Genomic DNA, 12,110 nt, shown 5'->3' with positions numbered 1-12,110 from the left:
GCGGCGGGCTCAGCACAGGGACGGGACTCAGGCCGGGGCCTTGGAGACCATCACCATGGCCGGACGGATCACCCGACCGTTGAGTTCATAGCCCTTCTGCATCACGGCGATGACGGTGTTGGGCGCCAGCTCGGCGTTCTCTATCATGCTCATGGCCTGATGGGCGTTGGGGTCGAACGGCTGGTTCTGCGGATCCAGGGCGACCAGACCAAACTTGGCCACCGAGCTCTGCATGGATTTGAGGGTCAGCTCGACCCCTTCGATCATCGGCTTGAGCGCCTCGCTCTCCTTGTCGGCGAGCTCGATGGCGCGCTCCAGGTTGTCCAGCACCGGCAAGAGCTCTGCGGCGAACTTCTCCAGCGCGAACTTGTGAGCCTTCTCCACGTCCTGAGCGGCGCGGCGACGCAGGTTTTCCATCTCGGCGACGGCACGCACGGCGCGCTCGCGCTCTTCCAGGGAGGCCTGCTGGGCCGCTTCCAGTTGGGCCTCCAGCTCGGCAATGCGGGCCTGCTCGGCTGTCACTTCACTGTCTACATCGGTCGGCTCGACTGGCTGGACTTCCACTTGCTCCATCGCTTCAACCTTTTGTTCTTCGTGGCTCATGACATCTCCAATATTCAGGGTTGCTTATGAGGGGCTGCTGACGTTCAGACAAGCGACACGCGTCAGCGGACCCTGTGTTGGCGCTATTATGGGGACGCAGCCCCGGCTTTCAAGGGGAAAAGGGCATATCGGGCACAATGCCTGCCGCCAGCCGGCCAGCTTGCCGCTTTTCGGGGCCGATTGCGCCAAGGGGCATGGAGACAGACAAATCCCCGGCAAAGCGCGGTATACTCCCCGCAAGACTTCCCCAGACCCGATAACCTATGGATTCTCCGTTCAAAACCGTTGCCCTCATCGGCAAGCCCCATCATGAAGGGGCCAACCAGACCCTCAGCGGCCTGTATCAATACCTGAGTACCCGCGGTTTTCGGGTGCTGCTGGAGAGCCGGGTCGCCCAGACCTTGGGGATCCTGGGTGACAACGTGATGGATCTGGTGCAGCTCGGCGAGCAGGCGGATCTCGCCATCGTCGTCGGCGGTGACGGCAACATGCTGGGGGCCGCCCGGGTGCTGTCCCGGTTCGATGTGGCGGTGATAGGGGTGAACCGGGGCAACCTCGGCTTCCTGACCGATCTCTCGCCCCAGGACTACCTGCTGCCCCTGGAGCAGGTGCTCTCCGGCCACTTCAAGAGCGAGCACCGCTTCCTGCTGGAGGCCGCCGTCTATCGCCACGGCGAGCGCAAGTCGAGCAACCTGGCGGTCAACGAGGCGGTGCTGCACCCGGGCAAGATAGCCCACATGATTGAGTTCGAGGTCTATATCGATGGCAGCTTCATGTACAGCCAGCGCTCGGACGGCATCATAGTGGCCACCCCCACCGGCTCCACCGCCTACTCCCTGTCGGCGGGGGGCGCCATCCTCACCCCCAAGCTCAACGCCATCACGCTGGTGCCCATGTTCCCGCACACCCTGAGCAGCCGTCCCATCGTGCTGGACGCGGACAGCGAGGTGCGGCTGCTGGTCTCCCCCGACAATCAGGATGACGCCATGCAGGTGAGCTGCGACGGTCAGGTGACTCTGGCGGTCCACCCGGGGGACGAGATCCTCATCAAGAAGAGCCAGCACAAGCTGCACCTGGTGCATCCGCTGGATTACAGCTACTTCCACGTGCTGCGCAACAAGCTCGGCTGGGGCAGCAAGCTGTTCTAGAAAGCGGGCCCGGGCCGACGCTAGCCTGAAGGCGAGGGCCTAGCCCTCGCCCCCCTCAACCAGCCGAAGCGGTCCGGGTTCGAGCTGCAGATGCACGCCATTTCTCCCCGCTGCCTTGACCCTGTACATGGCCTCGTCGGCCTTCGTCAGCAAGTGCGCCAACCCTGTCTCTGCACAGGCGCAGACGCCCCCCACACTGACCGTCACCCCCTCGCACGGCGGGCAGGCCCCCTGACGGGAGCCCGTCTCTATCTGGCGGCGGATCCGGTCGCAGATGTCATGGGCCATCTGGCCGTTCACCCCTCCCATGATGAGGGCGAACTCCTCGCCACCTATGCGCCCCACCAGATCATCCTTGCGCGCCTCGGCCACCAGCACCCGGGCCACGTAGCGGATCACCTCGTCACCGCAGCCGTGGCCAAATCGGTCATTGACGCTCTTGAAATGGTCTATGTCGAGCACCACCACGCAGCGCATCTGCCCCGGCAGCGCCCGCTCCCCCAGCCTGAACAGGCCGCGCCGGTTGAGCACCCCGGTGAGGGGATCCCGCTCCGAGAGGGCCAGCAGCGCCTGCTCCGCCTCCACATAGGCCACCAGGGGCAGCAGCAGTACCGAGCCTATGGTCAGCACCATGTGCATGAAGAAGATGCCATCGAGCAGCCCGTCTCCGTTGCCCATGCGGCTATCAGGCCCCAGCAAGAGCAGCAGCCCCTGGCTCAGCAGTATGGTGAAATGGAGCAGATAAATGGCAGCGACGGCATGGAGCACCCGCTTCTGGTGCCGGCTGAGGGAGACGATGAGACAAGCACACCAGAGGTAGACCACCGACTCCATCAGGGCCAGCACCATGCGCACCTCGAAGCGGCTCGACAGCCCCAGATAGGCAAGCAGCAACAGGGCAACCCCTCCCCACAGGGGACGGGGGCGCCAGGACCGGCCATAGAGGGCATAAAAGCCGGCCAGCAACAGCAATATGCTCATGAGGGAGACCAGGCCACCGACCCTGATCCCCAGGGCCGGATGGCCACTCCCTATCCCCAGACTGAGCAGCAGGATGGAGAGGGAGAAGAGGAAGGCCGACAGGGACCAGAACAGGAAGTTGCGCCGACCAGGCTTCAAGAAATGGATGAACAACATGAGCAGTGCCGACATCAGATTGATTGCCAGAGAGATCAACAGCAGGGTCGGGGTGTGGATCATCTAGACGCATCCTTGGTGAAGAGCATGGTGGCCTGCCCGGTGAACCCGATCCATGCCTGTCTCGAGTGTGTCTCAGCCACCCGGACTCCACAAGTTCACCGCCTCGACAAGACCCCATAAAGGTGAACGAATACAGGCTCATCGCGCACCTGGCCCCTAAGGACACATCGCCCATGAGATGCCATGGCGGCTCAGCGCCTCTCCCTATGCAGCACCTCTCGCACAGCCCCTCATCCCCTTGCCCGGCAAAAAAATCCCGCCACGCACACTTTACTGTATATAAGACCAGTATATACTGGATGCATACACAGTAATGTTGACCCATACAGGATGAGACCATGCTGACCCAGCTGACCGTCAACAACTTCGCCATCGTCAAGTTTCTCGAACTCGATCTGCAATCCGGCATGACCTGCATCACAGGGGAGACGGGGGCAGGCAAATCCATTGCCATCGACGCCCTCGGCCTCTGCCTCGGCGAGCGGGCCGAAGCCAGCATGGTGCGGCCGGGCAGCGACAAGACGGAAGTCAGTGCCCGTTTCCTGCTGGACGGCAACCCCGCCGCCCGCGCCTGGCTCGCCACCAACGAGCTGGAGAACGACGGTGAGTGCATCGTTCGGCGGGTGCTCTCCGCCGAGGGGCGCTCGCGCAGCTACATCAACGGCGTCCCCGTCCCCCTGGTGCAGCTCAAGAGCCTAGGTCAGTTGCTGGTCAACGTTCACGGCCAGCACGCGCATCAGCTGCTGCTCAAACCTGACTATCAGCTCGCCCTGCTGGACGGCTATGCCGGTCACCACCTGCTGCTCGATGAGGTGCGCCAGCACTATCAGCATTGGCGTCAGCTGCAGAACGAGCTCAACCGTCTCAAGGCCGAACAGCAGCAGCGGGAAGCCCGTCGCCAGCTCATCGAGTATCAGGTGCAGGAGCTGGACGAGTTCGCCCTGCAACCCGGGGAGTTTGAGGCCATCGAAGAGGAGCACCAGCGCCTCGCCAACGGTACCGAGCTGATGCAGGAGTGCGGCTATTGCCTCGACCTGCTCTATGACAACGAGGAGACCACCATAGCCGGCCTGCTGCAGGTGGCGGTGGACAGAGCCGAGAACCTGGCCGGCATGGATAGCCGCCTTGGCAACGTGCTCGGCATGCTGAACGAAGCTCTGATCGGGGTGCAGGAGAGCCACAGCGAGCTGCGCAGCTATCTGGATCTGCTGGAGCTGGATCCCGAGCGTTTCAACGAGCTGGAGGCCCGCCTCTCCAAGGCGATCAATCTGGCCCGCAAGCACCATGTCAAGCCGGCGGATCTCCCGTCGCACCATCAGGAGTTGGCCAGCGATCTCGCCCGCCTCCACTCCGATGAGGAGCGGTTAGAGGGGATGGAGGATGAACTGGCCGAGGCCCGTCAGGCCTTTGTCCAGGCGGCAGAGGTGCTCAGCCAGAGCCGTCAGCGCTATGCCCAGGAGCTGGCCACCCAGGTGACCGCCAGCATGCACGAACTGGCGATGCCCGATGGCCGCTTCGCCATCGAGGTGCGCCCCGACGCCCAGAGCAGCCTGTCGCCACTCGGCATCGATCGAGTGGAATTTATGGTCACCACCAACCCGGGGCAGCCCATACAGCCGCTGGGCAAGGTGGCCTCCGGCGGCGAGCTGTCGCGCATCAGCCTCGCCCTAGTGGTGATCAGTGCCCGCAAAATCTCCACCCCTACCCTGATTTTCGACGAGGTGGACGTGGGGATCAGCGGCCCGACGGCGGCCGTGGTGGGCCGTCTGCTGCGCCAGCTCGGCGAATCCACCCAGGTGATGGTGGTCACTCACCTGCCCCAGGTGGCCGGCAAGGGTCACCAGCACATGGTGGTCAGCAAGCACACGGACGGCAAGACCACGGAGACCCAGATGCAGGCGCTCAACCAGGGTGCCCGCCTCAACGAGCTGGCCCGTCTGCTGGGGGGGGATCAGATCACCGACAACACCCTGGCCAATGCCCGCGAACTGCTTGCCTCCTGAGGGCGGTGCGGCAAGCCATCGACGCCGCTCGCCGCCTCAGGGGCGGCGAGCCATCAGCCCCTTCGATGACCTGACCGGGAGTGAGTCATCTGCCTTCCGGCACCAGCCCTGAGTGGCGAACCATCCCCCCCTCGGTGACCTGCCCAGAGAAGCGGGCCTTCAACCTTTTCGGTGGCCTGACCGGGAAGACGAGTAGCAAACCTCTCCGGCAACCTGCCCGGAAAGGTGAACCATCCCCTTTGGCGGCATGCCCAAAGTGGCGGGTCTTCAATTCTTTCGGTGATCTGCCCGAAATCACGAACCCAAGCACGCCCACGCAGTCACCCCATACCCCGGACCCGCCGCCAGTGGCCCTGGTCAATGACGGCGGTGCGCCCTCTCCTTCTCCGACTCTCGGTGCCCCAGGCCAGAGACCAGAGCCTGGCCGGATTTGCCCCCATCACCGCCAGACAGTAGAGTGGAACCGACTCGGGCCCCATGGCCCCCTCTGGCCCGGCGCCGCGACACAGCGCCGAGACCATCACCCCACATCAGGAACCGCCTCATGCTTCATGTCTTTGGCCACAAGAATCCCGACAGCGACAGCATCTGCACCGCGCTGGTCACCGCCGACTGGCTCAACCGTCAGGGTCGCCCCGCCCAGGCCTATGCATTGGGTGAACCCATTGCCGAGACCCGCTTCATCCTGGAGACGGCAGGGGTGGAGGCCCCCCCGGTTCTGACGGGCAGCGTCGCCGACAAGCCGGTCTTTCTGGTGGATTTCAGCGAACTGGAGCAGGGGCCTGAGGGGTTGGCGGAGGCCGATGTGCAGGGCCTCATCGATCACCACCGCATCGGCACCCTCATCACCCGTGGCCCCCTCGATGCCTGGGTGAGGGCGGTCGGGTGCAGTGCCACTGTGCTGCTGGAGCTGATGGGCCATGACAATCTGTCCCGCGCCCAGGCCAGGTTGTTGCTGGGGGCCATCATCAGCGACACTTTCAACTTCACCTCCCCCACCACCACGGCAGAGGACAGGCTCGCGGTCGACCGGCTGCTGCCCATCGCCGATCTGGCCCTGGCCCCCTTTGCCCAGACCCTGCTGGAGCGGCGCACCCAGTTGGGCGATACCCCCCTGTGCGAGCTGCTCGTTGCCGACGAGAAGGCTTACCAGATAGCGGGTCATTCCCTCATGGTCAGCCAGATCTGCGTGATGGATCCGAGCCAGGTGCACAGCCGGATGGAGGAGCTGCATCACGCCATGACGCAGAGGCTGACCCAGGACTCGCTGGATGGCTATGTCTTGATGCTGACCGATCTGGCCAAGGGGAGCAGTGAGCTCCACTTTGCCAGCAGGGGCATACTGCCAGTCGAGCCGGTCCAGCTGGCGGGTGCCCTCAGCCGCAAGAAAGAGGGGCTTCCCTGGTTGACCCGACAGCTGTCATAAGCCCCCAGCCAGCCCCTGTCACAGTGGCGGCCCGCCGACCGCCACTGGGATTCCCCCCTTCGACACCAGGTCCCGGCACCTTGGCTCGAAGCCGGGCGAGCAGCATGATCACCAGGCTCATCCAAAAAAAATCCCACAGCTATGCTGCCCATAGACCATTTACCCATCTCATTCCTCCATCAAGGGGGCCATGGGCGGCATGTCTTCATTCTCCGTTCAACTGCCTCTGTTATGCTGATGTAAACAAAGGTGATCTTGCGCGCCCTCACCGACAAAGGATGACGTCTGGCGCCCACAGACTAGTGAGAACCATGCAATACAGAGCGGGATCACTGTGGTAGGGGACAGCCCCTTTGTTCCCGGTGACCCGCGCCATGCCAAGGAGAACTGCTGATGACCCACACCAACATAGTGCTGTTGCTGGAAGGCAAGGATTACGAGCAGGAGACGCTGGCCAAGGCGAGCCGCCTGGCACAGGGGCTGGGGGGCGATCTGACCCTGTTGCACCTGACGCACAGCAGCAAGGTGCGCCGCAATAGCCTGTCGCTGTCCGAGGAAGAGCGCAGTGCCCAGGGCACGCTGGATGCCAAGGCCATCATCAGCGAACTCATCGCCCTGCTGCCTCATCCGGTGGATTACCACTGCCTGGTGGTCGATGACGTGGTCAGGGATCTGGGCCAGTGGCTGAGCACCCACCCGGCCTCGCTCCTGCTGGTCGGCAGCCGCCACCACTGGATGGAGGGATCCTTGGCCCGCCTGCTCATCTACAAGCTGCCCGTCGATATCCAGATCTGCCACGAGCCCTATGCCGAGCAGCTCAAGGCCGTCGGTTGAGTACCCGGGAGCCCGCTCAACGAGCGGGCTCCCTGCATTTATCCCCTAGGTAGACCTCCCGGCCCCTTGCACCGCCCCCAGCGGGTATCATGCTGGTCCACCCTCCCTCCTCCCGCCGTCACCCGGCCACTTAATTGACAACTTCATCTACATGATTTCTTACACATTGCTCGCTTCTTTTTAAGTGCCATTTGCTGCAGGATATCGCCCTCGCACGCCTTCACTCGTTTCGTTCAGGTGATAAATGAAGACTCTTCCAAAACCAGGCAAATATGCCCTGCTTGCCCTGGCACTGCTGGCCCTCGTGGTCTGGCTGGCCTGGCCCGGCAAGACCCCGGACCCCGTGCTGACCGCCACCGTGACCCGTCAGGACGTGGAGCAGACGGTGCTGGCCAGCGGCGTACTGCAGGCCATAGAGCAGGTGGATGTGGGGGCCCAGGTCTCGGGTCAGGTCACCTATCTGGCGGTGGAGGCCGGGCAACAGGTCAAGCAGGGGGACCTGCTGGCAGAGATAGATCCCCTGATAGCCCAGAACAACCTCAAGACCGCCGAGGCCGAGCTGGCCAGCCGCCGTGCCCAGCTCAAGATCAAGCAGGCACAGCTCAAGCAGAACGAGCTGGCCTGGCGCCGCCAGCAGCAGATGTTCAAGCAGGAGGCGAGCTCCCGGGCCGATCTGGAGAGCGCAGAGGCGCAGCTGGCCGTCACCCGGGCAGAGCTGCAGAGCGCCCAGGCGGACATCGACAACGCCCTGATCAAGGTGGAGCGCACCAAGACGGAGCTCGGCTATAACCGCATTCAAGCCCCCATGGATGGCACCGTCGTCAGCATAGTGACCCGCCAGGGGCAGACCCTGGCCGCCAGCCAGACGGTCCCGACCCTGCTCAAGCTCGCCAACCTGGACACCATGACGGTCAAGGCGCAGATCTCGGAGGCGGATGTCACCAAGGTCAGGGCCGGCATGCCGGTCTACTTCACCCTGATCGGAGACCCGGACCGCCGCTATCACGGCACCCTGCGCACTGTCGATCTGGCCCCCACCAACATCAACGAGCAGAGCGCCAACACCACGACCACCAGCAATGCCGCCATCTACTACTACGCCCTGTTCGATGTGCCCAACCCCGACCATCAGCTGAGGGTCGCCATGACGACCCAGGTCACCATAGTGCTGGGTGAACGCAAACAGGTATTGGCCATCCCCCAGACCGCCCTCGGCAAGAAGCTGGGGGAGAACGAATATGAGGTCTCTCTGCTCAAGGAGGACGGGCAGAAAGAGACCCGCCGCATCAAGACCGGCATGAAGGATGACATCAAGATAGAGGTGGTGAGCGGCCTTGACGAGCAGGACAAGGTGACACTGGAGCAGGGCAAGCCCGTCCAGAACGATGAGATGGAGATGGTCCCGTGAGCGAGCCCCTGATCCAGCTCAAGGGCATAGAGCGCCGCTACCAGAGCGGGGAGCACGAGGTGACGGTGCTGCACCCGCTGGATCTGACCATAGCGGCGGGGGAGATGGTGGCCATCGTCGGTGCCTCCGGCTCCGGCAAGTCCACCCTGATGAACCTGCTGGGCTGCCTCGATCGTCCGAGCGGCGGCCAATACCTGTTTCGTGGTCAGGACACCGCCGGTCTGGATGCCCTGGCCCTGGCGCGGCTGCGCTGCCACCACTTCGGCTTCATCTTCCAGCGCTACCACCTGCTGCCCCATCTGGATGCGGCCGCCAACGTGGAGATCCCCGCCATCTATGCCGGCACCTCCCGCCCCGAGCGCCAGATACGTGCCCGCACCCTGCTGACCCGCCTGGGCTTGAGCGATCGCAGCCACCACAGGCCGGGCCAACTCTCCGGCGGCCAGCAGCAGCGGGTCAGCATAGCCAGGGCGCTGGCCAATGGCGGCGAGGTGATCCTGGCCGACGAGCCCACCGGCGCCCTCGACAGCCACAGCGGCAAGGAGGTGATGGCCATCCTCAAGGAGCTGCACGCCCAGGGTCACACCATCATTCTGGTGACCCACGACATGGCGGTGGCCAACCACGCCAATCGCATCATCACCCTGCGGGACGGACGCGTGGTAGAGGACAGCGGCCAGCCGGCTGCCAGCCTCGCCATCTCCCCAGATAAGGCCCAGGGGATGGAAGAGCGTCAGCAGATCCCCCAGGCCAGCGTCGAACAGCTATCTTGCGCCCTCCCCCGGCCAGCTACCGGGCAGAAAGCCCGCGAGCCGGCGCCGGACCGGCTCCCCACCGCCTCCGTCGCCAAACGCGGCAGCCAGGGCTGGGATCGCTACCGGGAGGCGGGTCGCATGGCCCTGCACGCCATGCTGGCCCACCGCATGCGCACCTTCCTCACCATGCTCGGCATCATCATCGGCATCGCCGCCGTGGTCAGCGTGGTGGCGCTCGGCCAGGGGGCCCGCGCCAAGGTGATCGACGACATCAACGCCATGGGCACCAATACCATCGACATCTTCCCCGGCAAGGACTGGGGCGACGAGAAGGCCGCCAGCATCCAGACCCTGAACGAGCGGGATCTCGACGCCCTGCTCGGCCAGCCCTATCTGGAGGGGGCCAGCCCCCAGATCGCCACCTCGGGCCAGTTGCGCTATCGCAACAAGACCAGCAGCGGCAGCGTGGTGGGAGTCGGCAGCGACTTTTTCCGGGTCAAGGGGATGACCCTCACCCAGGGCCGCCTGCTCGACGAGCGGGACATCCGCAGCCGGACGGCGGTGGCCGTGGTGGATGGCAAGACCATCACCAGCCTGCTCGGCAAGACGGATCCCGTCGGCCAGGTGGTGCTGGTCGGCACCCTGCCGGTGCGCATCGTCGGCGTGGTGGCCCAGGAGACCGGCTTTGGCCCCAGCAGCCAGTCGGTCAATGTCTGGCTGCCTTACAGCGCCGTAATGAGCCGCCTCATCTCCCAGAACCACTTCAGCCAGATCACCATCAGGGTCAAGGACGGGGTCCAGCCCGCGCTGGCCGAGCAGGCCGCCGTGGCGCTCTTGACCCAGCGCCACGGGGTGAAGGATTTCTTCACCTTCAGCAGCGACAGCATCGTCAAGTCGGTGGAGAAGACCACGGCTACCCTGACGCTGCTGGTCTCCGCCATCGCGGTGATCTCCCTCATCGTCGGCGGGGTCGGGGTGATGAACATCATGCTGGTGTCTGTGGTGGAGCGCACCCGGGAGATAGGGATCCGCATCGCAGTCGGCGCCCGTCAGTCCGACATCCTGCAGCAATTTTTGATCGAGGCTGTGATGGTCAGCCTGCTGGGGGGCCTGCTCGGCATCGGCCTGGCCATCTTCATCGGTTTTATCTTCTCCCTGCTCGTGGAGAGCTTCCAGATGCGCTTCTCGCTCTTCTCCATCCTGATGGCCTTCGGTTGCTCCTCGCTCATCGGGATCCTGTTTGGTTACCTGCCCGCCCGCAATGCGGCCCGGCTCGATCCGGTCGAGGCACTGGCGAGGGAATGATGATGCACAACGTATCCGGCCGGGGGCTGCGCCTCTGGTCAAAGACTGCGCTCAGCCTGGTGCTCACCGTCTGCCTCGGTGCCTGCAGCCAGCAGAGCACCTACCAGAGACCCGAACTGGATGTGGCGCCAGCGTGGCAGCAGGACGCCCGGGATCTTGGCGGCCAGCAGGCCGGGCTCTGGTGGCAGGGGTTCCGGGATCCCGCCCTCGACCAGCTGGTCGATAAGGTGCTCGCGGCCAACCCGGACATGCAGGTGGCGGGGCTCAGGCTCAAGAGCGCCCTGCTCGGCGCCGATCTCGCCGACACCAACCTCACCCCTTCGGTCAACGCCAGCCTGGGGGCGAGCGGCAACAAGAACATCAAGGATGGCAGCGCCAGCAGCAACCTGGGCCCCTCCTTCAACCTGAGCTATGAGGTGGATCTCTGGGGCCGGCTCGCCTCGGTGCGGGATCAGGCGCAGTGGGAGGCAGAGGCCAGCGAGCAGGATCGCGCCGCCACCCGCCTGATGCTGGTAGGCAAGACCCTGGAGCAATACTGGCAGCTGGCGTATCTCGGCTCGGCCCTCTCCCTTGGCGAGCGTCAGCTGGCCAACTACGAGCGGATAGAGCGGCTGACCCGGGCAAAATATGACGCAGGGGCCGTCACCCGCCTCGATCTGGTACAGGCCAGCCAGCAGAAAGCCGGCAAGCAGGCGGAGCTCGCCTCTCTCACCCTGCAACGGGAGCAGGCCGGCAACGCCCTGCGCCTGCTGCTCGGCCGCAGCAGCGGCCCGCTGGAATTTGCCCCGACCTCCCTCGCCATGGGCCCCATTCCGACGCTGGCGGTCGGCATCCCCGCCGATGTGCTGGCCAGGCGCCCAGACGTGCGGGCCGCGGAGCTGCGCCTTCGCAAGACGCTGGCCAGAGGGGACGAGATCCGCACCGGTTTCTACCCCACCCTCAGCCTCACCGGCGGCGCCAGTACCACCTCGGACACCCTGACCCAGGTGCTGCAAAACCCGGTGGGGACCCTGGGGGCGACCCTGGCGCTCCCCTTCCTCGAGTACAACAAGACCCGGCTCTCCATCGCGAGCTCCGAGATTGACTATCAGATAGCCGAGACCGAGTTTCGCAAGCAGCTCTATACGGCCCTGCTGGAGGTGGAAGACGGCCTGGCCGCTCGCCAGCAGGGGGAGCAGCGGCTGCGTTATCTCGAGCAGCAGCTGGCCTATGCCAAAGAGGCCGAGCGGCTGGCGGGGGCCCGCTTCCTGGCGGGCGCCACCGGGGTTCAGCCCTGGCTGGACGAGCAGAATCGACTGTGGGATGCCGAGCTCGGCGTGCTGGCCCAGCAACAGAGCCAGCTCAAGACCATGGCCGGGATCTACCGGGCGCTGGGAGGGAGCGATCGGAGCTAGAGCCCGGTCAGCCCCCAGGGCGGCCGACATGACC

Annotated in this window: 9 protein-coding genes; 7 read left to right on the top strand and 2 right to left on the bottom strand. The window is 64.7% G+C overall.

From position 1 onward, the window contains the following. Positions 1 to 27 precede the first annotated feature (27 nt). Positions 28 to 603 (bottom strand): nucleotide exchange factor GrpE, encoded by a 576-nt coding sequence (gene grpE / locus ACB030_RS07360; RefSeq protein ID WP_025327678.1) that lies wholly within the window; start codon positions 601 to 603, stop codon positions 28 to 30. A gap of 263 nt (positions 604 to 866) precedes the next feature. Here grpE and nadK point away from each other — a divergent pair, with 263 nt between their 5' ends. After that, entirely contained in the window at positions 867 to 1,751 is an 885-nt protein-coding gene (nadK, locus tag ACB030_RS07355) for an NAD(+) kinase (RefSeq protein ID WP_005332581.1), read from the top strand. 39 nt (positions 1,752 to 1,790) lie between these two features. Here the strand turns inward: nadK and ACB030_RS07350 are convergent, their stop codons facing one another. Continuing rightward, on the bottom strand, positions 1,791 to 2,951 hold the full coding sequence (locus ACB030_RS07350; RefSeq protein WP_371158812.1) for a diguanylate cyclase: 1,161 nt from the start codon (positions 2,949 to 2,951) through the stop codon (positions 1,791 to 1,793). A 338-nt stretch (positions 2,952 to 3,289) separates the two neighbouring features. Here ACB030_RS07350 and recN point away from each other — a divergent pair, with 338 nt between their 5' ends. The 6 genes from recN to ACB030_RS07320 all read left to right on the top strand — a co-directional run bounded on the left by recN (position 3,290) and on the right by ACB030_RS07320 (position 12,076). Beyond that, positions 3,290 to 4,954 carry a DNA repair protein RecN gene (gene recN / locus ACB030_RS07345; RefSeq protein ID WP_371158811.1) on the top strand — a complete coding sequence of 555 codons (1,665 nt, stop codon included), beginning with the start codon at positions 3,290 to 3,292 and terminating at the stop codon, positions 4,952 to 4,954. Between the two features lie 544 nt (positions 4,955 to 5,498). Further along, a complete protein-coding gene (locus ACB030_RS07340) occupies positions 5,499 to 6,380 on the top strand; it encodes a DHHA2 domain-containing protein (protein WP_371158810.1) in 882 nt (293 codons plus the stop codon). A 393-nt stretch (positions 6,381 to 6,773) separates the two neighbouring features. Then, complete coding sequence (locus ACB030_RS07335; protein WP_371158809.1) at positions 6,774 to 7,214, top strand: universal stress protein; 441 nt, start codon at positions 6,774 to 6,776, stop codon at positions 7,212 to 7,214. Between the two features lie 244 nt (positions 7,215 to 7,458). Continuing rightward, complete coding sequence (locus tag ACB030_RS07330) at positions 7,459 to 8,622, top strand: efflux RND transporter periplasmic adaptor subunit (protein WP_371158808.1); 1,164 nt, start codon at positions 7,459 to 7,461, stop codon at positions 8,620 to 8,622. Next, positions 8,619 to 10,682, top strand: coding sequence for a MacB family efflux pump subunit (locus tag ACB030_RS07325; RefSeq protein ID WP_371158807.1), 2,064 nt, complete (start codon positions 8,619 to 8,621; stop codon positions 10,680 to 10,682). The genes ACB030_RS07330 and ACB030_RS07325 overlap by 4 nt, the downstream gene beginning before the upstream one ends. Next, a complete protein-coding gene (locus ACB030_RS07320) occupies positions 10,679 to 12,076 on the top strand; it encodes an efflux transporter outer membrane subunit (RefSeq protein ID WP_371158806.1) in 1,398 nt (465 codons plus the stop codon). Before ACB030_RS07325 ends, ACB030_RS07320 begins: the two co-directional genes overlap by 4 nt. The last annotated feature ends 34 nt before the right edge of the window (positions 12,077 to 12,110 follow it).

The sequence above is a fragment of the Aeromonas sp. S16(2024) genome (assembly GCF_041403065.1).
GTDB lineage: Bacteria > Pseudomonadota > Gammaproteobacteria > Enterobacterales > Aeromonadaceae > Aeromonas.
The sequence above is the reverse complement of the archived record's forward strand: the minus strand, read 5'-3'. Positions and strand labels throughout refer to the sequence as shown.

Coding starts and splice junctions, on each gene's coding strand:
- grpE (WP_025327678.1), bottom strand. CDS start 603: ATGAGCCACGAAGAACAAAAGGTTGAAGCGATGGAGCAAGTGGAAGTC.
- nadK (WP_005332581.1), top strand. CDS start 867: ATGGATTCTCCGTTCAAAACCGTTGCCCTCATCGGCAAGCCCCATCAT.
- ACB030_RS07350 (WP_371158812.1), bottom strand. CDS start 2,951: ATGATCCACACCCCGACCCTGCTGTTGATCTCTCTGGCAATCAATCTG.
- recN (WP_371158811.1), top strand. CDS start 3,290: ATGCTGACCCAGCTGACCGTCAACAACTTCGCCATCGTCAAGTTTCTC.
- ACB030_RS07340 (WP_371158810.1), top strand. CDS start 5,499: ATGCTTCATGTCTTTGGCCACAAGAATCCCGACAGCGACAGCATCTGC.
- ACB030_RS07335 (WP_371158809.1), top strand. CDS start 6,774: ATGACCCACACCAACATAGTGCTGTTGCTGGAAGGCAAGGATTACGAG.
- ACB030_RS07330 (WP_371158808.1), top strand. CDS start 7,459: ATGAAGACTCTTCCAAAACCAGGCAAATATGCCCTGCTTGCCCTGGCA.
- ACB030_RS07320 (WP_371158806.1), top strand. CDS start 10,679: ATGATGATGCACAACGTATCCGGCCGGGGGCTGCGCCTCTGGTCAAAG.